Annotated in this window: 21 protein-coding genes and 2 tRNA genes; 1 reads left to right on the top strand and 22 read right to left on the bottom strand. The window is 59.3% G+C overall.

Going from position 1 to position 24,075, the window contains the following annotated elements; genetic code table 11:
• Positions 1-61: 61 nt before the first annotated feature.
• The 14 genes from rpsO to rlmE all read right to left on the bottom strand — a co-directional run bounded on the left by rpsO (position 62) and on the right by rlmE (position 13,092).
• Complete coding sequence (gene rpsO, locus HU749_RS05195) at positions 62-331, bottom strand: 30S ribosomal protein S15 (protein ID WP_003197723.1); 270 nt, start codon at positions 329-331, stop codon at positions 62-64.
• Between the two features lie 143 nt (positions 332-474).
• The gene (gene truB, locus HU749_RS05190) at positions 475-1,392 is read right to left on the bottom strand and encodes a tRNA pseudouridine(55) synthase TruB (RefSeq protein WP_014336577.1); all 918 of its coding nucleotides are present in this window, start codon (positions 1,390-1,392) and stop codon (positions 475-477) included.
• Between the two features lie 3 nt (positions 1,393-1,395).
• Positions 1,396-1,797, bottom strand: a complete 402-nt coding sequence (gene rbfA, locus HU749_RS05185; protein WP_003177871.1) for a 30S ribosome-binding factor RbfA — start codon at positions 1,795-1,797, stop codon at positions 1,396-1,398.
• 159 nt (positions 1,798-1,956) lie between these two features.
• Positions 1,957-4,476, bottom strand: coding sequence for a translation initiation factor IF-2 (gene infB / locus HU749_RS05180; protein WP_014336576.1), 2,520 nt, complete (start codon positions 4,474-4,476; stop codon positions 1,957-1,959).
• Between the two features lie 27 nt (positions 4,477-4,503).
• Complete coding sequence (nusA, locus tag HU749_RS05175) at positions 4,504-5,985, bottom strand: transcription termination factor NusA (protein WP_003177868.1); 1,482 nt, start codon at positions 5,983-5,985, stop codon at positions 4,504-4,506.
• A gap of 59 nt (positions 5,986-6,044) precedes the next feature.
• Positions 6,045-6,503: a ribosome maturation factor RimP gene (gene rimP, locus HU749_RS05170; protein ID WP_013692254.1), complete on the bottom strand. Its 459-nt coding sequence runs from the start codon at positions 6,501-6,503 to the stop codon at positions 6,045-6,047.
• 140 nt (positions 6,504-6,643) lie between these two features.
• Positions 6,644-6,720, bottom strand: a tRNA-Met gene (locus HU749_RS05165).
• Between the two features lie 97 nt (positions 6,721-6,817).
• Positions 6,818-6,903, bottom strand: a tRNA-Leu gene (locus HU749_RS05160).
• A gap of 21 nt (positions 6,904-6,924) precedes the next feature.
• Positions 6,925-7,308, bottom strand: a complete 384-nt coding sequence (secG, locus tag HU749_RS05155; protein WP_025211789.1) for a preprotein translocase subunit SecG — start codon at positions 7,306-7,308, stop codon at positions 6,925-6,927.
• 4 nt (positions 7,309-7,312) lie between these two features.
• The gene (gene tpiA / locus HU749_RS05150; RefSeq protein ID WP_018612860.1) at positions 7,313-8,068 is read right to left on the bottom strand and encodes a triose-phosphate isomerase; all 756 of its coding nucleotides are present in this window, start codon (positions 8,066-8,068) and stop codon (positions 7,313-7,315) included.
• A 66-nt stretch (positions 8,069-8,134) separates the two neighbouring features.
• A complete protein-coding gene (glmM, locus tag HU749_RS05145; protein ID WP_186650564.1) occupies positions 8,135-9,472 on the bottom strand; it encodes a phosphoglucosamine mutase in 1,338 nt (445 codons plus the stop codon).
• 16 nt (positions 9,473-9,488) lie between these two features.
• On the bottom strand, positions 9,489-10,340 hold the full coding sequence (gene folP, locus HU749_RS05140; protein ID WP_046063145.1) for a dihydropteroate synthase: 852 nt from the start codon (positions 10,338-10,340) through the stop codon (positions 9,489-9,491).
• 8 nt (positions 10,341-10,348) lie between these two features.
• Positions 10,349-12,259: an ATP-dependent zinc metalloprotease FtsH gene (gene ftsH, locus HU749_RS05135; protein ID WP_013692252.1), complete on the bottom strand. Its 1,911-nt coding sequence runs from the start codon at positions 12,257-12,259 to the stop codon at positions 10,349-10,351.
• 200 nt (positions 12,260-12,459) lie between these two features.
• A complete protein-coding gene (gene rlmE / locus HU749_RS05130) occupies positions 12,460-13,092 on the bottom strand; it encodes a 23S rRNA (uridine(2552)-2'-O)-methyltransferase RlmE (RefSeq protein ID WP_003177853.1) in 633 nt (210 codons plus the stop codon).
• A gap of 105 nt (positions 13,093-13,197) precedes the next feature.
• Between rlmE and HU749_RS05125 the strand changes: the two genes are divergently transcribed.
• Positions 13,198-13,506: a YhbY family RNA-binding protein gene (locus tag HU749_RS05125; protein ID WP_003177852.1), complete on the top strand. Its 309-nt coding sequence runs from the start codon at positions 13,198-13,200 to the stop codon at positions 13,504-13,506.
• A 10-nt stretch (positions 13,507-13,516) separates the two neighbouring features.
• On the opposite strand, the gene HU749_RS05120 is transcribed toward HU749_RS05125, so the two are convergent.
• From HU749_RS05120 to grpE, 8 genes are all read right to left on the bottom strand, one after another.
• A complete protein-coding gene (locus tag HU749_RS05120) occupies positions 13,517-13,921 on the bottom strand; it encodes an MFS transporter (RefSeq protein ID WP_079301758.1) in 405 nt (134 codons plus the stop codon).
• A gap of 28 nt (positions 13,922-13,949) precedes the next feature.
• A complete protein-coding gene (gene greA / locus HU749_RS05115; RefSeq protein ID WP_027911987.1) occupies positions 13,950-14,426 on the bottom strand; it encodes a transcription elongation factor GreA in 477 nt (158 codons plus the stop codon).
• Positions 14,427-14,428: 2 nt separating this feature from the next.
• On the bottom strand, positions 14,429-17,650 hold the full coding sequence (gene carB, locus HU749_RS05110) for a carbamoyl-phosphate synthase large subunit (RefSeq protein ID WP_079301757.1): 3,222 nt from the start codon (positions 17,648-17,650) through the stop codon (positions 14,429-14,431).
• A gap of 105 nt (positions 17,651-17,755) precedes the next feature.
• Entirely contained in the window at positions 17,756-18,892 is a 1,137-nt protein-coding gene (gene carA / locus HU749_RS05105) for a glutamine-hydrolyzing carbamoyl-phosphate synthase small subunit (RefSeq protein WP_003197697.1), read from the bottom strand.
• 255 nt (positions 18,893-19,147) lie between these two features.
• On the bottom strand, positions 19,148-19,954 hold the full coding sequence (dapB, locus tag HU749_RS05100; RefSeq protein ID WP_014336570.1) for a 4-hydroxy-tetrahydrodipicolinate reductase: 807 nt from the start codon (positions 19,952-19,954) through the stop codon (positions 19,148-19,150).
• Between the two features lie 9 nt (positions 19,955-19,963).
• A complete protein-coding gene (dnaJ, locus tag HU749_RS05095) occupies positions 19,964-21,088 on the bottom strand; it encodes a molecular chaperone DnaJ (RefSeq protein WP_186650563.1) in 1,125 nt (374 codons plus the stop codon).
• Positions 21,089-21,409: 321 nt separating this feature from the next.
• Entirely contained in the window at positions 21,410-23,326 is a 1,917-nt protein-coding gene (gene dnaK, locus HU749_RS05090) for a molecular chaperone DnaK (RefSeq protein ID WP_025211778.1), read from the bottom strand.
• Between the two features lie 101 nt (positions 23,327-23,427).
• Positions 23,428-23,994, bottom strand: coding sequence for a nucleotide exchange factor GrpE (gene grpE / locus HU749_RS05085; RefSeq protein WP_079301756.1), 567 nt, complete (start codon positions 23,992-23,994; stop codon positions 23,428-23,430).
• Between the last annotated feature and the right edge of the window lie 81 nt (positions 23,995-24,075).

The following is a 24,075-nucleotide window of genomic DNA, read 5'->3' as shown; positions in this document are numbered from 1 at the left end:
ATGCGCCAGCGGGAAACCCACTGACGTACGACAGACCACCAACCTCTAGCGCAATCGCTGATTAGCGACGCAGACCCAGGCGAGCGATCAGAGCGCTGTAACGGCTCACGTCCTTGCCTTTCAGGTAGTCCAGCAGCTTACGACGCTGGTTTACCATGCGGATCAGACCACGACGGGAGTGGTGATCTTTACCGTTGGCCTTGAAGTGACCTTGCAGTTTGTTGATGTTGTGGGTCAGCAGTGCAACTTGCACTTCTGGCGAACCAGTGTCACCAACAGCTTGCTGGTAGTCAGCTACGATTTGAGCTTTTTCTTGAACGTCGAGAGCCATGAGGCAATCCTTTTAGTCAGGAAACTGTTTCAAGGAAACAGCTTCAACAGGCCAGGGACAAATCCCTGTATCTATAAATGAGTAGTGACCGTGCCTGTTAACAGCCACACTCGCCAACCTGCTGTTACGCAGGCTGGTTCCGGTCATTCCGACCGAATCAGTCGACGCGGCGCAATGCGCCCGTCTTCGCTCACTTCACCGATACCGATGAAGCGACCGTTATGATCCTGCACCCGGACCATGCCGAACTTCGGCGCATCCGGGGCACGTACCGGCTGGCCGTTGAGCCAGTAGAACGCACTGTGTTCCGAGAATTGCAACAGCGGCCAATCCAGCAAGCCGCTGTCCGATGGCATCAGGAAACGGTCGACCGCTTCGTTGCCGCCTTCGGCATGTACCGCTTCAAGCTCTTCCAACGTGACCGTCTGGGCCAACGTGAAAGGCCCGGCCTGGGTCCGTCGCAATTCTGCCACGTACGCGCCACAGCCGAGCTGTTCACCAATATCCTCCACCAGGGTGCGGATATAGGTGCCCTTGCTGCAATCCACGGCCAGCCGCGCAGTATTACCGTCAAAGGCCAGCAATTCCAAGCGCGCAATAGTAACAGAACGCGGTTCACGCTCCACTACTTCGCCTGCACGAGCCAGTTTATACAGCGGCTGGCCATCACGCTTCAGAGCCGAGTACATCGGCGGTATCTGACTGATTTGCCCACGAAATTTCGGCAAAACCGCTTCGATATCGGCCTGACCAACGGTCACCGGGCGCTCGAGCAAAACCTCACCTTCGGCATCCGCCGTGGTGGTGGTCTTGCCCAGTTGCGCCAGGGTCTCATAGCCCTTGTCGGAATCGAGCAGGTACTGGGAAAACTTGGTCGCCTCGCCAAAGCACAGCGGCAGTACGCCGGTGGCCAGCGGATCGAGGCTACCGGTGTGCCCGGCCTTTTCAGCATTGAGCAGCCAGCGAACCTTCTGCAACGCCGCGTTGGACGTGAACCCCAGCGGCTTGTCGAGCAGGATGATACCGCTGACGTTACGACGGATACGTTTGACCTGAGCCACCGATTACTCCTTGGTGTCTTCGGGTTCAGCCGCAACCGGGTGCTGACTGTCTTCAGCCACGGCGCGTTCGATCAGGGCCGACAGATGCGCGCCACGCACGACGCTTTCGTCGTAGTGGAAGTGCAGCTGTGGAACGCTGCGCAGCTTCATTTCCCGGGCCAGCTGCATACGCAGGAAGCCGGCGGCCGAGTTGAGCACCTTGATGCTCTGGGCAATTTCTTCGGCGCTGTCCTGGCCCATCACAGTGATGAAAATCTTGGCGTGACCAACGTCACGGCTGACTTCCACTGCGGTAATGGTGACCAGGCCAACGCGCGGGTCTTTGACTTCGCGACGGATCAGTTGGGCCAGCTCACGCTGCATCTGATCGCCGATTCGTTGGGTACGGCTGTATTCTTTTGCCATGTCTTGTTACCTGTTACTGCCCCACGGTGAAACCCGCGAGGTCTGAAAGCGGCAAACGCCCGGCCTGGCAAAAGCCAGACCGGGCGTTGCGTTTAGAGTCCGCCAGCCCGGCAGCGCATGTTCATGCGGCTACCCGGCGCGGCTCTTGAAGTGCGCGAGTCAGAGGCTGCGAGCAACCTGGACCTTCTCGAAGACTTCGATCTTGTCGCCGACCTTGACGTCGTTGTAGCTCTTGACGCCAATACCGCATTCCATGCCGGCACGTACTTCGGAAGCGTCATCCTTGAAGCGGCGCAGGGATTCCAGCTCGCCTTCGAAGATCACGATGTCTTCACGCAGTACACGGATCGGACGGTTACGGTGAACAACACCCTCGATCACCATGCAACCGGCGATGGCACCAAACTTCGGCGAACGGAACACGTCGCGAACTTCGGCCACACCCAGGATGTTCTCCCGGACGTCGCTGCCCAGCATACCGGTCAACGCTTTCTTGACGTCTTCGATGATGTCGTAGATCACGTTGTAGTAACGCATATCCAGGCCTTCCTGCTCGACGATCTTGCGAGCGCCGGCATCGGCACGCACGTTGAAGCCGAACAGTACAGCGTTGGAAGCCAGTGCCAGGTTGGCGTCGGATTCGGTGATACCACCGACACCGCCACCGACCACACGCACTTGCACTTCGTCGTTACCCAGGCCATTCAAGGCGCCGTTCAACGCTTCGAGCGAACCACGGACGTCGGATTTGAGGACGATGTTGAGCGTCTTCTTCTCTTCCTGCCCCATGTTCTCGAAGATGTTTTCCAGCTTGCCAGCGTGAGCACGAGCCAGTTTGACTTCGCGGAACTTGCCTTGACGGAACAGAGCCACTTCACGGGCTTTCTTCTCGTCAGCCACAACGCTCATCTCGTCGCCAGCATCCGGAGTACCGTCCAGGCCGAGGATCTCGACCGGGATAGCCGGACCGGCTTCCTTGATTGGCTTGCCGTTCTCGTCGAGCATGGCGCGCACGCGGCCATAGTTCGAGCCGACCAGCACCATGTCGCCTTGACGCAGCGTACCGTCCTGGACCAGAACGGTCGCAACCGGGCCACGGCCCTTGTCGAGGCGAGACTCGACAACCACACCACGGCCTGGAGCCGAAGGCGTAGCGGTCAATTCCAGAACCTCGGCTTGCAACAGAACGGCTTCGAGCAGTTCGTCAACGCCGGTACCCATCTTCGCCGAGACCGGAACGAATGGAGTGTCGCCACCCCACTCTTCGGAGGTCACGCCGTGGACCGACAGTTCACTGCGGATGCGATCGAGATCGGCGCCCGGCTTGTCGATCTTGTTCACCGCAACCACCAGCGGCACACCAGCTGCCTTGGCATGCTGAACGGCTTCGATGGTTTGCGGCATCACGCCGTCGTCCGCTGCAACCACCAGGATCACGATGTCGGTCGCCTTGGCACCACGGGCACGCATCGCGGTAAACGCGGCGTGACCAGGGGTGTCAAGGAACGTCACCATGCCGCGGTCGGTTTCAACGTGGTAGGCGCCGATGTGCTGGGTAATACCGCCAGCCTCACCTGCCGCAACCTTCGCACGACGAATATAGTCGAGCAGGGAGGTTTTACCGTGGTCGACGTGGCCCATGACGGTCACGACCGGCGCACGGGAAACCGCCTCACCTTCAAACTTCAGGGACTCAGCCAGGGAATCTTCCAGGGCGGTGTCGCTGACCAGGGTCACTTTGTGGCCCAGCTCTTCAGCAACCAGTTGGGCAGTTTCCTGGTCCAGTACCTGGTTGATAGTGGCTGGCGTACCCAGCTTGAACATGAACTTGATGATTTCAGCAGCCTTGACCGACATCTGCTGGGCCAGATCGCCCACAGTGATGGTCTCGCCGATCTTCACTTCACGCACGACAGGGCCGGTAGGGCTCTGGAAACCGTGGGCGTTGCGTTTCTTCAGCTTGGCCTTGCCGCGACCGCCACGACGGAAGCCGTCGCTTTCTTCGTCGGTGGTACGTGGCGCAACACGCGGTGCTGGCGCCTTTTCCTTGACCGAAGCACGATGAGGAGCGTTTTTGCGCTCACCATCGCCACTGCCACGACGGTTGTCGTCGGCACGTGGTTTGTCCGGACGACGCTGTTCGTCGCGCTTGCGAGTATCGGCAGGCGCCGCAGCCGCAGCCACGACTGGAGCCGCTTCGCGCACAGGTTCGGCTACCGGGGCAGCAGCCTCGACGGCTTCTACCGGAGCGGCTTGCGCAGCAGCAGGCTGGCGACGCGCTTCTTCTTCGGCGCGACGCTTGGCTTCTTCTTCAGCCTTCTGACGAGCAGCATTTTCTACTGCGCGACGTTCTTCCTGTTCGCGTTTGCGCTCGGCTTCGATTTCTTCCGGGCTGCGCTGTACGAAGACTTTCTTCTTGCGTACTTCAACGCTGATGCTTTTGCTACCGGCAACACGCAGGGTGCTGGTGGTTTTACGCTGCAGAGTGATCTTGCGCGGTTCTTCCACTTTCGCCTTGTGACTGCTCTTCAGGTGAGTCAGCAGGGACTGCTTCTCACTGTCGGTCACATGTTCCTCGGCGGCGGTGTGCGGCAGACCTGCCTCACGCATCTGCTGCAACAGGCGCTCTACCGGTGTTTTGACCTCATCGGCCAGTTGTTTCACCGTGACTTGCGTCATGCACTTCTCTCCTCAGGCCGCGCCTAATTACTCGAACCAGTGGGCTCGGGCGGCCATGATCAACTTGCCGGCACGATCATCGTCAATGCCGTCGATGTCGAGCAGATCGTCAATAGACTGCTCGGCCAGGTCTTCGCGGGTAATTACGCCGCGCACCGCCAGTTCCATCGCCAAATCCTTGTCCATGCCCTCAAGCGAGAGCAGGTCTTCGGCCGGATGGGCGTCTGCCAGCTTTTCCTCAGTAGCGATGGCTTTGGTCAACAAACGATCCTTGGCCCGAGCGCGAAGCTCGTTGACGATCTCCTCGTCAAAGCCGTCGATGTTGAGCATTTCCTCCACCGGTACGTAGGCAATCTCTTCCAGGCTGGTGAAGCCTTCATCCACCAGCACCTGCGCCAGCTCTTCATCGACTTCAAGCTCTTCGATGAAGTTGCGCAGGATGTCGCCGGTTTCAGCTTGCTGCTTAGCCTGGATGTCCGATTCGGTCATCACGTTCAGGGTCCAGCCAGTCAATTGGCTGGCCAGACGCACGTTCTGACCACCGCGACCGATGGCCTGAGCCAGATTGTCTGCGCCAACGGCGATGTCCATGGCGTGGGCATCTTCGTCGACGATAATTGCCGCCACTTCAGCAGGCGACATGGCATTGATCACGAACTGAGCCGGGTTGTCGTCCCACAGGACGATGTCCACGCGCTCGCCGCCCAACTCGCCGGATACGGCCTGGACACGCGAACCACGCATGCCGATGCAGGCACCTTGCGGGTCGATGCGCTTGTCCTTGGAGCGGACCGCGATCTTGGCACGCGAACCCGGATCACGGGAGGCGGCCATGACTTCGATCAGGCCTTCAGCAATTTCCGGCACTTCGATGCGGAACAACTCGATCAGCATTTCCGGCGCTGTACGCGACAGGATCAGCTGCGGGCCGCGGTTCTCGGTGCGGATTTCCTTGAGCAGCGCACGCAAGCGCACGCCAACCCGGAAAGTTTCGCGAGAGATGATGTCTTCGCGAGCCAGCAACGCTTCGGCGTTGTTGCCCAGGTCGACGATCACGTTGTCACGGGTCACTTTTTTCACGGTGCCGGAGATGATTTCCCCCAGGCGCTCGCGATAAGCGTCGACGACTTGCGCGCGCTCGGCTTCGCGAACTTTCTGCACAATAACCTGCTTGGCAGTCTGTGCAGCGATGCGACCGAACTCAATGGACTCGATTTTTTCTTCTACTACATCACCGACCTTGGCGCCCGGATGCGTTTCTGCAACCTTGCTCGGCCAGGTTTCGATAGCCGGATCGTCCAGGTCGGCTTCCTCGACCACCGTCCAGCGACGGAAAGTCTCGTAGGCACCGGTGTGGCGATTGATTTCCACACGCAAATCAACTTCGTCTTCAAACCGCTTCTTGGTAGCAGTGGCCAGAGCCAGCTCCAGCGCTTCAAAAATAACGTTAGCCGGTACGCCCTTTTCATTGGATACCGACTCAACAACCAGCAGTACTTCTTTGCTCATCGTACGCCTCGCCTTTCGCAAGCCATTGGATCCGCGGGATCCGCAGTATCTGGCACGTATCAGTCAAAACTGGGAATAATGTTGGCCTTGTCGATCATATCGATCGGCAACAGGAACTCATGGTCATCTACCTGCACCACGACGTCCTGCTCTTCTACACCGCGCAGAAGGCCTTGGAAGTTGCGTCGACCTTCGAAAGGCGAACGCAGCTTGATCTTCACTTGTTCACCGGCAAACGAAGCGAACTGTTCAAGTGTGAACAGGGGGCGCTCCATGCCAGGCGAGGAAACTTCAAGGGTGTATTCGGAGGTGATTGGATCTTCAACATCCAGTACACCGCTGATCTGACGGCTGACGATGGCGCAATCATCCACCAACACGCCGCCTTCCTTATCGATATAAACGCGCAACAGTGAGTGGCGACCTTGAGCCGAGAACTCAATACCCCAGCATTCATAGCCAAGGGCCACGACCACCGGGGCCAACAAGGCCTGCAACTGTTCTAGCTTGCTCGACACCTGAACCCCCTCGTGCATGTTTGTGCATGCTGTGCAAATAAAAAAAAATGGGCGAATCGCCCATCCCTGAAACGCCGTCGAACAGCGGCGTTATAAAGTGTCCAGCTAACAAAAAGCCCCTTGGAAGGGGCCCCTGAAACTGGTTGCGGGAGCCGGATTTGAACCGACGACCTTCGGGTTATGAGCCCGACGAGCTACCAGACTGCTCCATCCCGCGACAAAGCTGGGGCGGAAGTATACGACCGATCCCTTACAGGGTCAATGTAACCCTTCCACCTACAAGAAAGCCCGCAATCGCGGGCTCTCCTGATAATTGGTACCGAGAAGGGGACTCGAACCCCTACACCCTATGGGCACAACCACCTCAAGGTTGCGTGTCTACCAATTCCACCACCTCGGCAATACAGCGTTTGAAACCTTCTTACTTCTGCTCTTGAGCTGGAGGTACGTCAGTCGCCGGGTTGGCCGACTTTTGCTCTTGAAGCACCGGGACATCATCAGAAGCCGGTTGTTGCTTTGGCGCTTCCAGTACCGCTGGGTTTGGCAAACCTACTTGAGTCAACTCATGAGCTTTCTCTTTAGCAAAGTAACCTAACCCTAAGCTGGTTATGAAGAAACCGGCGGCAAGTATAGCAGTAAACTTACTAAGAAAGGTAGAGGAACCTTGGCTTCCGAACACAGTATTTGAAGCACCTGCACCGAAAGACGCACCAGCATCCGCACCTTTACCCTGCTGCAGCAATACGAGAGCAACTACGCCCAGTGCACCCAGCAGATGAAAAACGACTACGACTGTTTCCAGCATTTTTTCAGTTTCCCGCGGCGCGACAAATCGCACCGAACTCATCTGCATTCAGGGACGCTCCACCAATGAGCCCCCCATCGATATCCGGCATGCCGAACAGTTCGACCGCATTGGCCGCCTTCACGCTGCCGCCGTATAGAAGCCGCACACCTCGTGCCACTTCAGAATTCTCTGCCGCCAACTGTGCGCGGATGGCTGCGTGCACATCCTGCGCCTGTTGCGGCGAAGCAGTCAGCCCGGTGCCAATGGCCCAGACCGGCTCGTAAGCAATGACTGCCTTTGCAAAAGCACCGACACCCAGGTCTTCGATGATGCTGCCCAGCTGACGCCCGACAACTTCAAGGGTCTTGCCGGCTTCACGCTGCTCGAGGGTTTCCCCTACGCACAACACCGGAATCAGACCGCAGGCCTGGGCCGCAGCAAACTTGCGGATCAAGGTCTTGTCCTGCTCACCCATGATCTGGCGACGCTCGGAGTGCCCGACCAGGACCAGGGAACAACCTGCATCCACCAACTGACTCGGCGCAATCTCGCCGGTCAGCGCACCTTGCATGGATTCCACCGCAGAATTCTGCGCACCGACCGAAATCGATTTACCTTTCAAGCCATCAACCACTTGGTTGATATACAGGCAAGGCGGGAATACCGCGACATCAACACCGCTAGGCAAGGCCAGATGACGAAGGCCATTGATCAGCTCAGCGACGCTGGCGCGGGTACCGTGCATCTTCCAGTTACCAGCTACCATAGGGCGACGCATGCTGTACCTCGTCGGTCAAAGTGGGCGCAGATGTTACCCAACCGATTCATGACTGGCAAGCCGAATTCAGGCAGAAACTTCAGTAACCAGTTTTGCCAGCTCTTCGGCATAACCGCGAACTTGCGCTTCATCCTCTCCTTCAACCATGACACGCACCAAAGGCTCTGTGCCGGACTTGCGCAACAACACGCGCCCACGCCCGGCCATCGCCTGTGTCACACGCTCACTGGCCTGCTTGACCTTCGCATGCTCGAGAGGATTTACACCGCCACCGAAACGCACGTTGATCAACACTTGCGGGCACTTGCGCAATGCCTGGCGCGATTGTGCGAGCCCTTCGCTGCGCGCCTTGAGCGCCATCAGCACTTGCAGGGCCGCAATGATCGCATCACCCGTGGTGGTATGGTCGAAGCACACGATGTGGCCGGAGTTCTCGCCTCCGATCACCCAGTTGCGCTCCAGCAGCTCCGAGATCACGTAGCGGTCACCCACGTTAGCCCGCACGAACGGAATATCCAGATCCGCCAGGGCCAGTTCAAGCCCGAGGTTGCTCATCAACGTACCGACCACGCCGCCCTGCAGCTTGCCACGCCCATGCAGGTCGCGAGCAATGATGAACAGCAGCTCGTCACCGTCGACAACCGTACCGGTATGGTCAACCATCAGGACCCGATCACCGTCGCCATCGAAAGCGATCCCCAGATCGGCCTGCTCGGCCAGCACCGCAGCCTGCAACGCCTCGGTATGGGTGGAGCCGCAGTTGTGGTTGATGTTCAGACCATTAGGCTGGGCGGAAAGCACCACCACGTCGGCGCCCAGCTCGCGAAAGACGCTCGGCGCGACCTTATAGGTTGCCCCGTGGGCGCAATCGACGACAATTTTCAGGCCGGAAAAACTGGTGCCGGTCGGCACACTGCCTTTGCAGAACTCGATGTAGCGACCCGACGCATCGTTGATCCGCGACACTTTGCCGATCTTGCTCGACTCAACCACAGTCATCGGCGTGTCCAGCAGCTCTTCGATCATCAGCTCGATATCATCCGGCAGCTTGGTACCCTGGCCGGAGAAGAACTTGATGCCGTTGTCATCATGCGGGTTGTGCGAGGCACTGATCACGATGCCTGCCTGGGCCTGGAACGTACGCGTCAGGTAGGCAATGGCTGGCGTCGGCATCGGGCCCAGCAGCATCACATCGGCACCCGCCGATGTCAGGCCTGCTTCGAGTGCCGATTCGAACATGTAGCCGGAAATTCGCGTGTCCTTGCCGACCAGCACCTTGCACGCGCCCATTTTGCGGAACGCCATGCCTGCCGCCCAGCCGAGCTTGAGCATGAAATCAGGGGTAATAGGGTATTCGCCGACCCGACCACGAATACCGTCGGTGCCAAAGTATTTCTTGCTCATAAGTGCTCCGTCATTCTTATTCGGCTGAATCCACAGCTGCGATCATCCGCACGACATCCATCGTCTCGGCTACATCGTGCACGCGCAATATGCGTGCACCTTTGGCAAGGGCCAAAGCCGCAAGGGCGAGACCGCCATACAGGCGCTCGCCCACCGGGCGGCCCAAGGCATTGCCTATCATGCTCTTTCGCGAGACCCCTACCAACAGGGGCCGCCCCAGGGCATGCAAGGCTTCCATATGTTTGAACAGGCTCAGGTTGTGAGCCAGAGTCTTGGCAAAGCCGAACCCGGGGTCAAGAATGATCCGCTCGGCGGGAATGCCCGCGGCGGCACACTGGTCCAGACGCTCCGCCAGGAATTCACTCACTTCCCTGGTTACATCATCATAGTGCGGATCATTCTGCATGGTCCCCGGCTCACCGAGCATATGCATCAGGCACACCGGCAACCCGGTGGCCGCCGCCGCATCCAGGGCACCATCGCGCCGCAAGGACCGAACATCATTGATCAAGCCCGCCCCCAGTCGCGCAGTCTCACGCATGACCGCAGGCGTGGACGTATCGACCGAGATAATGACATCAAGTTCGTGATGGATACGCTCGACAATCGGCGCCACTCGCTCCAACTCTTCGGTAGGCGAGACCGCACGTGCGCCCGGCCGGGTCGATTCACCACCCACATCGATCAGCGTTGCGCCCGCGGCCACCATGGCCTCGGCATGCCGCAGCGCAGCATCGAGCTGGCTGAATCGACCACCATCGGAAAAGGAATCAGGCGTGACATTGAGAATACCCATGACATGCGCATGGGCCAAATCAAGAACCCGGTTGCCGCAAGGCAACCGGGTCGAGGACTGAACAGAAGTCATTTCAAGCCTTAGACATCAGCGGCCGGACCGCCAATCGGTGTTTCCGGACGCTCACCCTGTACAGCCGGAGGTGTACCGGAGGTGCCAGTACCACCCGACCAGTCACGAGGCTCGCGAGGTACGCGACCCGCCATGATGTCGTCGATCTGCTCGGCATCGATGGTTTCGTACTTCATCAGGGCATCGGCCATGGCATCGAGCTTGTCACGGTTGTCCGTGAGAATCTGCCGGGCTGTACCGTAGCACTGGTCGATGATGCTGCGCACTTCGGAATCGATCAGCTTGGCCGTTTCACCAGAGAAGCTTGCATGCTGGCCACCGCCACCACGACCGAGGAATACTTCCCCCTCTTCTTCGGCATACATCAGCGGCCCCAACTTCTCGGACAGGCCCCACTTGGTGACCATATTCCGGGCGATCTGACTGGCACGCATGATGTCGTTGGACGCGCCGGTGGTCACACCGTCGAAGCCCAGCGTCATCTCTTCAGCGATACGGCCGCCGTACAACGAACATATCTGGCTGATCAATGCACGCTTGGACAGGCTGTAGCGATCCTCTTCCGGCAGGAACATGGTCACGCCCAGGGCACGACCGCGCGGAATGATCGAGACCTTGTAGACCGGATCATGCTCAGGCACGACACGACCGACGATCGCGTGACCCGCCTCGTGATACGCAGTGTTCTGCTTTTCTTTCTCCGACATGACCATGGATTTGCGCTCCGCGCCCATCATGATCTTGTCCTTGGCCAGCTCGAATTCCTTCATTTCCACGACGCGCTTGCCGGTACGAGCGGCGAACAGCGACGCTTCGTTGACCAGGTTCGCAAGGTCGGCGCCGGAAAAGCCCGGCGTACCACGCGCGATGACTGCCGGGGCGACGTCGTCACCCATTGGCACCTTGCGCATATGAACCTTGAGGATCTGCTCGCGGCCGCGAATATCCGGCAGCCCCACCACGACCTGGCGGTCGAAACGACCTGGACGCAGCAGCGCAGGGTCAAGTACGTCAGGGCGGTTGGTGGCGGCAATCACGATGATGCCGTCGTTCATTTCGAAACCGTCCATCTCGACCAGCAACTGGTTGAGGGTCTGCTCACGCTCGTCGTGACCGCCACCCATGCCGGCGCCACGATGGCGACCGACGGCGTCGATTTCGTCGATGAAGATGATGCATGGCGCGTGTTTCTTGGCCTGCTCGAACATGTCGCGAACACGACTGGCGCCCACGCCGACGAACATTTCGACGAAGTCGGAACCGGAAATCGTGAAGAACGGCACCTTGGCTTCACCGGCAATCGCCTTGGCCAACAGGGTTTTACCGGTGCCAGGCGGGCCCACCATCAGCACGCCGCGTGGAATACGACCGCCCAGGCGCTGAAACTTGCCCGGATCGCGCAGGAACTCAACCAGCTCGCCGACTTCTTCCTTGGCTTCGTCGCAACCTGCGACGTCGGCCAGGGTGGTTTTCACCTGGTCTTCGGAAAGCAGACGGGCCTTGCTCTTGCCAAAGCTCATCGGCCCGCCCTTGCCTCCGCCACCACCCTGCATCTGGCGCATGAAGAACATGAACACGGCGATGATCACCAGAATCGGGAAGCTGGCGACCAGGAGCTGGGTCCAGATGCTTTGCTGCTCAGGCTGCTTGCCTTCGACCACGACATGGTTGTCCACCAGGTCGCCGATCAGGCCATTGTCCTGGATAGCCGGACGAATGGTCTTGAAGCTGTCGCCATCGGTGCGCTTGCCGGTAATCACATAGCCATCAACGGCTACACGCTCGACCTTGCCATCCTTGACCTGCTGGATGAAGTCGGAATAGTTGAGGGTCTGCGGCTCGTTAGGACTGGAGAAGTTGTTCATCACGGTCACCAGGACAGCGGCGATGATCAACCACAGGATCAGATTCTTTGCCATATCGTTCAATTAACTACCCTCTGAAGCAAGCTCCGCTACTGGCGCGCGCTTCGCATGATATTCACCGGCCTAACTTACTACATTACCTACGACTCTGGCAGGCGCCGTCTGTAACCCTTTGTGAAACACTTTCTACACAATATTCGCTAATGCTCACGGGACGAAATACGAAAAACCTATCGCCCCGGTCGAAAAACCTCTTATTCCTCACTGCGACCACGGAAACCACGGCCCAGCAGGTACTGCTCACGGGAGCGATCACGCGATGATTTCGGCTTGCGCGTCGTGACCTTCTCGAACTGCTTGCGCACGCTCTTGTGGTATTCGTCGAAGCCTTCACCCTGGAAGACCTTGATCAAAAAATCACCACCCGGCTTCAAAACCCGAGTCGCAAGATCCAGTGCCAACTCGCACAGGAACATCGATCGCGGCATATCAACAGATGCCAATCCACTCATATTGGGGGCCATATCGGAAATCACAAGGTCCACCTCGTTTTTTCCAACCGCTTCAAGGATCTGCGCCAGTACGGCGTCCTCGGTAAAGTCGCCCTGAATGAAGGTCACATCCGGGATGCTGTCCATTTCCAGGATATCGGAAGCGATCAGTGTGCCTTGCCCACCAATCAGACGACTGGTCACTTGGGACCAGCCACCCGGGGCAGCGCCCAAGTCGATCACGCTCATGCCTGGACGGATCAAACGGTCTCTTTCCTGAATCTCCAGCAGCTTGTAGCTGGCACGGGAACGATACCCGTCTTTTTGCGCCATTTTCACGAATGGGTCGTTGAAATGCTCTTGCAGCCATTTAAGACTTGTCTTGGAACGGGCCACGGGCCACCTCAAAAATAAAACGGGTCGTGATTAAGTGGGCGGTCCCGGACTTGCTCGGGTAAACTGGCCGCCGCTTTTTACAAGATCAGACGCAGGGGTCAGATTATGCCGCTCACTCAAGAGCAGAAGAAACAATACAAATCCATTGGCCACCATCTGAAACCGGTTTTGACTGTGGCTGACAACGGTTTGACTGAAGGTGTACTCGCCGAACTGGAACGCGCATTGGGCGATCACGAGCTGATCAAGATCAAGCTCAACATCCTCGATCGCGAAGCCCGCCTGGCTGCCGTTGCCGAACTGTGCAAGACCGGCAAGGCAGACCTGGTGCAGGTCATCGGCAAGATGGCGCTGATTTATCGCAAGAACTTCAGCGTCAACAAGCAACTGTCGAACGTGCACCGCTTCAAGTGATGCCAAAGGGTCAAGGGTGTGCCTCGCACACCCTGCCGCTCCAGCCGGGAACCGGCTGTAACACCAGCACCAATCCGGAAAAACCCAGCACCAGGTAACTGAATACCTGCCACTGGCTCGCATCCGGCCAGCCGAGACGCACCGCAAAGAACATCCCGCACGCGTACAACGACATGAGCAACAATTGCCCACGAATGTCGCGCCATAGACTGGCAAGGCCCTCGGCCTGAACCAGCACCAAAGCCTGAAACATTACGCACGCCGCGGAGAAACCCACCAGCAGCGCCGTCAGCATGCCTGCGATTTCATCGATGAGCAGCGGTGCCAGGCCGACTCGACCCAGCACCGGCAGCAAACCGACGTGCAACAACCAGACGCCGCCCACCCACAACATCTGGGTGAGCTGCCAGATCATGGCGCCCGCTCGCAGCGGGCGCCTTCGTTCAGATGTGACGGACTTCGACAATCTCATACTCGATGACACCACCTGGCGTCTTCACCACCACCACATCGCCCTCTTCCTTGGCAATCAAGGCGCGAGCGATGGGCGAACCAACGGAGATCTTGCCGAGCTTGATGTCTGCCTCGTCCTCACCCACGATCTGGTAAGTGACGCTTTCATCGGTCTCGACGTTGGCGATTTCCACGGTAGTGCCAAAGATCACCTTGCCGGTGTGCGGGATCGTCGTGACATCGATGATCACCGCATTCTGCATGCGACCTTCGATATCACGGACACGCGCCTCGACCATCCCCTGCTCCTCTCGAGCAGCGTGGTATTCGGCGTTTTCCTTGAGATCGCCCAGCTCACGCGCTTCACCGATAGCCTGGCTCAAGCGCGGGCGCTCGACCTTGGTCAGGAAAGCGTGCTCTTCTTCCAGGGCCTTCGCGCCCTGAACTGTCATCGGGTACTTGGTTATGCTCATGCCTTCAATCCTGCATGTAGATCCTGCAAGCGACGCACGGTCTTCTCGGGACCGAACTTGAGCGCTTCGCAGATCGCTTCGCCCGCAGCAATGGTCGTGGTGCAGTAGATCTTGTGCTGCAGCGCATTGCGACGAATGGAGTAGGAGTCGGCGATCGACTGGCGACCTTCGGTGGTGTTGATGATCAGCGTGACTTCGTCATTCTTGATCATGTCGACCACGTGCGGACGTCCCTCGGTCACCTTGTTCACGCGGCGCACTTTCAGGCCTGCCGCTTCGATCAGCCTGGCAGTACCGGCAGTGGCGACCACTTCGAAGCCCAAGTTGATCAGATCACGGGCCACGCCTGCAACCAGTGGCTTGTCGTCATCACGCACACTGATGAACGCCGTGCCGCCAGTCGGCAAGACTTCGCTGGCGCCCATCTGGGCCTTGGCGAAGGCTTCACCGAAGGTATCGCCCACACCCATCACTTCACCGGTGGACTTCATCTCAGGGCCGAGGATCGGGTCGACGCCAGGGAACTTGGCGAACGGGAACACCGCCTCTTTCACACTGTAGAAGTTCGGAATGATTTCCTTGGTGAAATTCAGTTCCTTCAGGGTTTTGCCAGCCATGACCCGGGCAGCGATCATCGCCAGGGAAACACCGATGCACTTGGAGACGAACGGCACGGTCCGGGAAGCGCGCGGGTTGACTTCGATGACGTAGATGTCTTCGCCCTGCAGGGCCAGTTGCACGTTCATCAGGCCGATAACGCCCAGTTCCAGGGCCATTTTCTTGACCTGCTCGCGCATCTCGTCCTGGATGTGCGCCGGCAGCGAGTAAGGCGGCAGCGAGCAAGCGGAGTCACCGGAGTGAACGCCCGCTTGTTCGATGTGCTGCATGATCGCGCCGATCACCACGTCCTTGCCATCGCTGACCGCGTCCACGTCCATTTCGATGGCGCAGTTGAGGAAGTGATCCAGCAGCACCGGGCTGTCGTTGGAGACCTGGACCGCTTCGCGCAGGTAGCGCTTGAGCTCGTCTTCTTGATAGACGATTTCCATCGCACGGCCGCCCAGTACATAGGACGGACGCACCACCAGCGGGTAACCGATCTTGGCGGCGGCACGAATCGCTTCGTCTTCGCTGCGCACGGTGGCGTTTGGCGGCTGGCGCAGGTTCAGGCGCTCGACCATCTGCTGGAAGCGCTCACGGTCTTCGGCGCGGTCGATCGCATCCGGGCTGGTGCCGATGATCGGCACGCCAGCGGCTTCAAGGGCGCGCGCCAGTTTCAGCGGGGTCTGGCCGCCATACTGGACGATCACGCCTTTCGGCTTCTCGACGCGAACGATTTCCAGCACGTCCTCCAGGGTCACTGGCTCGAAGTACAGGCGATCGGAGGTGTCGTAGTCGGTGGACACGGTTTCCGGGTTGCAGTTGACCATGATGGTCTCGTAACCGTCATCGCGCAGAGCCAGTGCCGCGTGTACGCAGCAGTAGTCGAACTCGATGCCCTGGCCGATCCGGTTAGGACCGCCACCCAGGATCATGATCTTGTCGCGGGTCGATGGCGCAGCTTCGCACTCTTCTTCGTACGTGGAGTACAGGTACGCGGTGTCGGTGGCGAACTCGGCCGCGCAGGTGTCGACGCGCTTGTAGACTGGGAACACTTCCAGCTTGTGGCGATGAGTGCGCAGGCTCTTCTCGGTCACACCCAGCAGCTTGGCCAGGCGCATGTCGGAGAAGCCTTTGCGCTTGAGACGGAACATCATGTCGCGGTCGATGCTGGACATGCCCAGGGTCTTGACCTTCTCTTCTTCCTTGATCAGATCTTCGATCTGCACCAGGAACCAAGGGTCGATCATGTTCATGCCGAAGATCTGCTCGACGGTCATGCCGGCACGGAAGGCGTCGGCCACGTACCAGATGCGCTCGGCGCCCGGCACGGTCAGCTCGCGCTTGAGCACGCTCATGCTTTCCGGGTCGGCCAGGTCCAGCTTCGGATCGAGACCGCAGACGCCCACTTCCAGGCCGCGAAGGGCTTTCTGCAAGGATTCCTGGAAGGTCCGGCCGATGGCCATGACTTCACCGACCGACTTCATTTGAGTCGTCAGGCGGGCGTCAGCCTTGGCGAACTTCTCGAAGGCGAAGCGTGGCAGCTTGGTGACGACGTAGTCGATGGACGGTTCGAAGGACGCCGGGGTCTTGCCGCCGGTGATGTCGTTCGACAGCTCGTCCAGGGTGTAGCCCACGGCCAGCTTGGCAGCGACCTTGGCGATCGGGAAACCGGTGGCCTTGGAAGCCAGGGCCGACGAACGGGATACCCGCGGGTTCATCTCGATGACCACCATGCGACCGGTGTTCGGGCAGATGCCGAACTGGACGTTGGAGCCGCCGGTTTCCACGCCGATCTCGCGCAGCACCGCCAGGGAGGCGTTACGCAGGATCTGGTATTCCTTGTCGGTCAGGGTCTGGGCTGGTGCGACGGTGATCGAGTCACCGGTGTGCACGCCCATCGGGTCGAAGTTCTCGATGGAGCAGACGATGATGCAGTTGTCCTTTTTGTCGCGGACAACTTCCATTTCATATTCTTTCCAGCCGATCAGGGATTCGTCGATCAGCAGTTCCTTGGTCGGCGACAAGTCGAGACCACGGGCGCAGATTTCTTCGAACTCTTCACGGTTGTAGGCGATGCCGCCACCGGTGCCGCCCATGGTGAAGGACGGACGGATGATGCACGGGAAGCCGAGGCGCTCCAGGACGGCGTTGGCCTCTTCCATGCTGTGGGCGATGCCCGAGCGTGGGCAGTCCAGGCCGATGGATTTCATCGCCTTGTCGAAGCGCGAACGGTCTTCGGCCTTGTCGATGGTGTCGGCGTTGGCGCCGATCATTTCCACACCGAACTTCTCCAGGACGCCTTCGCGCTCCAGGTCCAGGGCGCAGTTCAGCGCGGTCTGGCCGCCCATGGTCGGCAGCAGCGCGTCCGGGCGCTCCTTCTCGATGATCTTGGCAACGGTCTGCCACTTGATCGGCTCGATGTAGGTGGCGTCGGCCATGGCCGGGTCGGTCATGATGGTGGCCGGGTTGGAGTTCACCAGGATGACGCGGTAGCCCTCTTCGCGCAGGGCTTTGCAGGCCTGGGCGCCGGAGTAGTCGAATTCGCAGGCCTGGCCGATCACGATCGGGCCAGCGCCGAGAATCAGGATGCTTTTTATGTCTGTACGTTTTGGCATGGGTTTGTCACTCAAATCCGCAGGTCAGTCGGCTAGGCCGTCGAACAATCTTTGAAGCGCCCGAAGGGGCCGCCGCGCTCGGGGCCGCCCTCGGGCTTCTCGCGGTCAGCGTCGCTTGGCCATCTCGTTGATGAAGCGATCGAACAGCGGAGCCACATCGTTCGGGCCCGGGCTGGCTTCAGGGTGGCCCTGGAAGCTGAACGCGCTCTTGTCGGTACGCTCGATACCTTGCAGCGTGCCGTCGAACAGCGACTTGTGAATCGCGCGCACGTTGGCCGGCAGGGTGGCTTCGTCCACCGCGAAACCGTGGTTCTGGCTGGTGATCATCACCACGCCGGTGTCCAGGTCCTGCACAGGGTGGTTGGCACCGTGGTGGCCGTGGCCCATCTTCAAGGTCTTGGCACCCGAAGCCAGAGCCAGCAACTGGTGACCGAGGCAGATACCGAATACCGGGATCTCGGTTTCCAGCACGTCCTTGATCGCCTGGATCGCGTAGTCGCAAGGCTCCGGGTCACCCGGGCCGTTGGACAGGAACACACCGTCGGGCTTGAGGGCCAGGACGTCGGCAGCCGGGGTTTGGGCCGGCACCACGGTGACGCGGCAACCACGCTCGACCAGCATGCGCAGGATGTTCAGCTTGACGCCGTAGTCGTAGGCCACGACGTGGTAAGGCAGCTCGGAAGCCTCGATCGTCGCGTGACTGTCGGTCTTCAGGTCCCAGACCGTGGAGCGCCATTCGTACTGCTTCTTGGTGCTGACGACTTTCGCCAGGTCCATGCCCTTGAGGCCAGGGAAGCCCTGGGCAGCGGCGATGGCAGCTTCTTCGGAAATGTTGTCGCCGGCCATGATGCAGCCGTTCTGCGCGCCTTTTTCCCGAAGGATGCGGGTCAGGCGACGGGTGTCGATACCGGCGATCGCCACGACGTTGTTGGCTTTCAGGTAGTCGGACAAGGACATCGTGTTACGCCAGTTGCTCGCTACCAGCGGCAAGTCACGGATGACCAGGCCGGCGGACCAGACACGATCAGACTCGGCGTCTTCCGGCGTGGTGCCGGTGTTGCCGATGTGCGGGTAAGTCAGGGTAACGATTTGTTGGGCGTAGGAAGGATCGGTAAGAATTTCCTGATAGCCGGTCATTGCGGTGTTAAACACCACCTCACCAACGGTCTGACCGTCGGCTCCAATGGCTTCGCCGCGAAAAATGCTGCCATCAGCAAGGGCGAGTATGGCTGGCTTAGTCAAGAAGACCTCCCGTAAATAAAGCCTGAAAGGGCGATCGCAGGTTGTAAAAAAGCGGAGTGACGTATGGACACGTCACCCCGCTTGTTCACTGAATTATTCTGCGCGCTTTTAGTGGACACACTAAAGCTGTAGCTTACAGAAAAAGGCTTTTTTGGTCCACCGCTAATGAGCCTTAAAGGCAGGGGAATGCGACAGGACGTCGCGAGGCGGTGTAAAACGGGGCCCAGTATAACCTGAACCCCGCACTTAAGGGCATCAACGCAGGTCGAGAACGTCCTGCATATCGTACAAACCAGGCTCGCGGCCATCCAGCCACAGCGCGGCACGTACGGCACCCTTGGCGAAAGTCATCCGACTCGATGCCTTGTGGGTGATCTCCAGGCGCTCGCCTTCAGTGGCGAACAGCACGGTGTGGTCGCCCACCACATCACCGCCGCGAACAGTGGCGAAACCGATGGTGCTGCGCTCACGCGCACCGGTGTGCCCCTGGCGCCCATACACGGCCACTTCCTGCAGATCGCGACCCAGCGCATCGGCAATCACTTCGCCCATGCGCAAGGCCGTTCCCGAAGGCGCGTCGATCTTGTGCCGATGATGCGCCTCGATGATTTCGATATCCGCATCGTCACCCAAGACCCGGGCCGCCATGTCCAGCAGCTTCAGCGACAGGTTCACGCCCACGCTGAAGTTCGCGGCGAACACGATCGGAATGTCTTTGCCCGCATCGGCCAGCAATTGCTTCTGCGCAGCATCCAGCCCCGTCGTGCCGATCACCATGGCCTTGCCGTGCTTGCGGCAGATCGCGAGGTTTTTCAGCATCACGTCCGGCAGGGTGAAATCGATCAGCACATCGAACTCGTCGAGCACTTTCTCCAGGCCGCCGGACATCGGCACGCCGATACGCCCCAGCGAAGCCAGCTCGCCAGCATCGGCACCCACCAGCGTACTGTCGGGCCGCACGATGGCCGCCGTCAGGCCGGAAAGCGGCGAGCGCTGCTGCACCGCCTCGACCAGCGCCTTACCCATGCGCCCCGCAGCGCCCATCACAGCTATACGTCGCATGCGAACTCCTTACAGATCGCCGAAGAAGCGCTTCACGCCTTCGAACCAACCGGTGGTTTTCGGGGAGTGGCTGTTGTCATCCGCCAGCGAGTTGCGGAACTCCTCCAACAGCTCACGCTGACGCCGCCCCAGGTTGACCGGAGTCTCTACCGCCACACGGCACATCAGGTCGCCCGCACCACCGCCACGCACTGGCGCGACGCCTTTGCCACGGATCCGGAACTGCTTGCCGGTCTGCGTGCCCTCGGGGATCTTCAGCTTGACGCGACCGTCGAGGGTCGGGATCTCAAGCTCGCCACCCAAGGCCGCATCGACGAAGCTGATCGGCACTTCGCAGAACAGGTGCTTGCCGTCGCGCTGGAAAATCGCATGCTCGCGCACATTGATGACCACATACAGGTCGCCCGTCGGGCCGCCCTGGGCACCCGTCTCGCCTTCGCCGGACAGCCGAATGCGGTCACCGGTGTCGACACCGGCCGGCACTTTGACCGACAGCGTCTTGTACTCTTCGACACGCCCCTCGCCGTGGCAGGAGTCGCACGGGTCGGAAATGATCTTGCCTTGGCCATGGCAACGCGGGCAGGTCTGCTGCACCGAGAAGAAGCCCTGCTGCATGCGAACCTGGCCAATACCGCCGCAGGTCGGGCAGGTCACGGGCGAGGAGCCCTTCTTGGCGCCCGAGCCATCGCACGGCTTGCAATTGACCAGTGTCGGAACACGGATATTGACGGTGGTACCGCGCACCGCTTCTTCCAGGTTCAACTCCAGCGTGTAGCGCAGGTCACTGCCACGCTGGGCGCCACCACGGGCACCGCCGCGACCACCACCGAAGAAATCGCTGAACACATCACCGAAAATATCGGAGAAGTTCTGGCCGCCAAAACCGGCACCGCCGCCGCCCATGCTCGGGTCGACGCCGGCATGCCCGTACTGGTCGTACGCCGCGCGCTTGCTCGAATCAGACAGTACTTCGTAAGCCTCGTTGGCTTCCTTGAACATCTCTTCCGACGCTTTATCGTCGGGATTACGGTCCGGGTGGTGCTTCATCGCCAGGCGACGATAGGCCTTTTTCAGGTCTGCCTCGCTGGCCCCCCGCTCGACACCCAATACTTCGTAAAAGTCACGCTTTGCCATTGGTCTTTGCACTCTCATGGACGTCCGGCAAACCTCTCCTGAACCTTGCCAAACTCGTTGAGCCCCAATACAGGCCCGGACCCAACTCACGTCAATTCAACGATCCTGGTCATATTTCTTTCAGCCAGGGACCCGGCCAAAACGCGGTGCATGTCGCTCGGAAAGCAGGAGCATTCCCGAACACACCGCCAGCACCCGAACACTGTCGCATGCTGTAAAAATTCATTAGCTCCAGACACGCCAACGCGGGAGCAAGCTCCCGCGCGGCGACATCCTACCAGCCACCGCACAAATGCAGTCAACCGGCCGACCAACAAGCGATTACTTGTGGTCTTTCACTTCTTCGAACTCGGCGTCAACGACGTCGTCGGCTTTCTCGGCCGATTCGCCCTGCGCAGCCGCGCCCTCGGCAGGCTGAGCCTGCTCGGCGTACATCTTCTGAGCCACTGGCGCGGAGACCTTGGACAGCTCTTCGATCTTCGCCTCGATGGCCGCCTTGTCGTCGCCTTTTACAGCAGCTTCCAGGGCAACCACGGCCGCTTCGATGGCGGTTTTCTCTTCCGCAGTCACTTTTTCGCCAGCATCAGCGATCATCTTGCGGGTCGAGTGCACCAAGGCATCGCCCTGGTTGCGAGCGCTGGCCAGCTCTTCGAACTTGCGGTCTTCCTCGGCGTTGACTTCAGCATCGCGAACCATCTGCTGAATTTCTTCCTCGGACAGACCGGAGTTGGCCTTGATCACGATCGACTGAGTCTTGCCGGTAGCCTTGTCTTTCGCGCCGACGTGCAGGATGCCGTTGGCGTCGATGTCGAAGGTCACTTCGATTTGTGGCACGCCACGTGGTGCTGGTGGAATCTCGGCCAGGTCGAACTTGCCCAGGGACTTGTTCTGTGCGGCTTGCTTACGCTCACCTTGCAGTACGTGAATGGTCACTGCGCCCTGGTTGTCGTCAGCCGTCGAGAACACTTGGGATTTCTTGGTAGGAATCGTGGTGTTTTTCTCGATCAGCGCGGTCATCACGCCGCCCATGGTTTCGATACCCAGGGTCAGCGGGCTGACGTCGAGCAGCAGAACGTCTTTCACGTCACCAGCCAATACCGCGCCCTGGATAGCAGCACCCATGGCAACAGCTTCGTCAGGGTTGACGTCTTTACGTGCTTCTTTACCGAAGAAATCGGTCACCAGCTTCTGAACCAGTGGCATACGGGTCTGACCGCCAACCAGGATCACGTCGTTGATCGCACCAACGTCGATACCGGCGTCTTTCATGGCGATGCGGCAAGGTTCGATGGTGCGCTGAACCAGGTCTTCCACCAGCGCTTCGAGCTTGGCGCGGGAGATTTTTACGTTCAGGTGCTTAGGACCGGTGGCGTCTGCAGTGATGTACGGCAGGTTCACGTCGGTCGACTGGCTCGAGGACAGTTCGATCTTGGCTTTTTCAGCGGCTTCTTTCAGGCGCTGCATGGCCAGCGGGTCACCCTTGAGGTTCATGCCGCTTTCTTTCTTGAACTCGTCGACGAGGTAGTCGATCAGGCGAATGTCGAAGTCTTCACCACCGAGGAACGTGTCACCGTTGGTTGCCAGCACTTCGAACTGATGCTCGCCATCGACTTCAGCGATCTCGATCACGGAGACGTCGAAGGTACCGCCACCCAGGTCGTAAACGATCACGGTGTGATCGCCCTTGGCCTTGTCCATACCGTAGGCCAGAGCGGCTGCGGTTGGTTCGTTGATGATACGTTTTACGTCCAGGCCCGCGATGCGGCCGGCGTCTTTGGTCGCCTGGCGCTGGCTGTCGTTGAAATAGGCAGGAACAGTGATGACCGCTTCAGTCACCGCTTCGCCAAGGTAATCTTCGGCGGTTTTCTTCATTTTCTTGAGGATTTCAGCCGAGATCTGTGGCGGTGCCATTTTCTGGCCGTTCACTTCAACCCAGGCGTCGCCGTTGTCAGCCTTGGCGATTTTGTAAGGCACCATCTTGATGTCTTTCTGGACGACTTCTTCGTCGAACTTGCGACCGATCAGACGCTTCACCGCGTACAGGGTGTTATGCGGATTGGTCACTGCCTGACGCTTGGCCGACTGGCCAACCAGAATCTCGCCATCATTGGCGTAAGCAATGATCGACGGCGTGGTACGCGCGCCTTCAGCGTTTTCGATGACTTTGGCCTTGCCGTTTTCCAGCACGGAGACGCACGAGTTGGTGGTCCCCAGGTCGATACCGATAATCTTGCCCATGTTAACTCTCCCGGAACTTGGATTTGGTTGCCGCAGCAGTGGTGGCTAACTGCGGTAGCACTTAAACGCTTGACATATAGATGGGGCCGCTACGACCGATTTCAAGCCTGCTCATCAATAGAAGGCGAAACCGGCGCTGGCGCCTTGCTGACCACGACCATGGCCGGGCGCAGCAGGCGACCGTTGAGCAGATAGCCCTTCTGGAAAACCTTCAGCACACTGTTTGGCTCGACGTCGGCACTTTCCTGCATCGCCATGGCCTGGTGATGCTCGGCGTTGAACGGTTCGCCATGCGGATCAAGGGTTTCGAGCTGATAACGCTTGAGAGTGTCCTGGAACATTTTCAGGGTCAGCTCGATGCCTTCACGCATCGGACGAATGTTTTCGTCATCCGGGTTGGACAGCTCAAGGCCGCGCTCCAGGCTGTCGATGATCGGCAGCAAGTCGCCAGCGAAACGCTCCAGGGCGAATTTATGAGCCTTCTCTACATCTTGCTCGGCGCGACGGCGGACATTCTGCAGGTCGGCTGCTACACGCAACGCCTGATCCTGCGCACCGGCCAGTTGCTCCTCGAGCACTTGTACACGTGCCGCCAGGTCTTCACCGGAAACCTGGGAAGCCTGATTGGCGTCTTGATTTTGCGTGTCCTGGGTCTGTTCGTCAGCCATAGATTTCTCCTCTCAACTTCGTCCGCGAGCTCAACTCGCGCTTCTGCCCCGGTATATGGGGTCGGGTTTTGCAGCTTCAAG

Source organism: Pseudomonas ogarae, from assembly GCF_014268695.2.
GTDB lineage: Bacteria > Pseudomonadota > Gammaproteobacteria > Pseudomonadales > Pseudomonadaceae > Aquipseudomonas > Aquipseudomonas kilonensis.
Note: the sequence above shows the minus strand (reverse complement) of the source record. Positions and strands in the feature narration are given on the sequence as shown.

Bases quoted from the DNA above. Each gene is read 5' to 3' on its own strand.
- rpsO (WP_003197723.1), bottom strand. From the start codon at position 331: ATGGCTCTCGACGTTCAAGAAAAAGCTCAAATCGTAGCTGACTACCAG.
- rbfA (WP_003177871.1), bottom strand. From the start codon at position 1,797: ATGGCAAAAGAATACAGCCGTACCCAACGAATCGGCGATCAGATGCAG.
- infB (WP_014336576.1), bottom strand. From the start codon at position 4,476: ATGACGCAAGTCACGGTGAAACAACTGGCCGATGAGGTCAAAACACCG.
- nusA (WP_003177868.1), bottom strand. From the start codon at position 5,985: ATGAGCAAAGAAGTACTGCTGGTTGTTGAGTCGGTATCCAATGAAAAG.
- secG (WP_025211789.1), bottom strand. From the start codon at position 7,308: ATGCTGGAAACAGTCGTAGTCGTTTTTCATCTGCTGGGTGCACTGGGC.
- tpiA (WP_018612860.1), bottom strand. From the start codon at position 8,068: ATGCGTCGCCCTATGGTAGCTGGTAACTGGAAGATGCACGGTACCCGC.
- glmM (WP_186650564.1), bottom strand. From the start codon at position 9,472: ATGAGCAAGAAATACTTTGGCACCGACGGTATTCGTGGTCGGGTCGGC.
- folP (WP_046063145.1), bottom strand. From the start codon at position 10,340: ATGACTTCTGTTCAGTCCTCGACCCGGTTGCCTTGCGGCAACCGGGTT.
- ftsH (WP_013692252.1), bottom strand. From the start codon at position 12,259: ATGGCAAAGAATCTGATCCTGTGGTTGATCATCGCCGCTGTCCTGGTG.
- HU749_RS05125 (WP_003177852.1), top strand. From the start codon at position 13,198: ATGCCGCTCACTCAAGAGCAGAAGAAACAATACAAATCCATTGGCCAC.
- HU749_RS05120 (WP_079301758.1), bottom strand. From the start codon at position 13,921: ATGATCTGGCAGCTCACCCAGATGTTGTGGGTGGGCGGCGTCTGGTTG.
- carB (WP_079301757.1), bottom strand. From the start codon at position 17,650: ATGCCAAAACGTACAGACATAAAAAGCATCCTGATTCTCGGCGCTGGC.
- dapB (WP_014336570.1), bottom strand. From the start codon at position 19,954: ATGCGACGTATAGCTGTGATGGGCGCTGCGGGGCGCATGGGTAAGGCG.
- dnaJ (WP_186650563.1), bottom strand. From the start codon at position 21,088: ATGGCAAAGCGTGACTTTTACGAAGTATTGGGTGTCGAGCGGGGGGCC.
- dnaK (WP_025211778.1), bottom strand. From the start codon at position 23,326: ATGGGCAAGATTATCGGTATCGACCTGGGGACCACCAACTCGTGCGTC.
- grpE (WP_079301756.1), bottom strand. From the start codon at position 23,994: ATGGCTGACGAACAGACCCAGGACACGCAAAATCAAGACGCCAATCAG.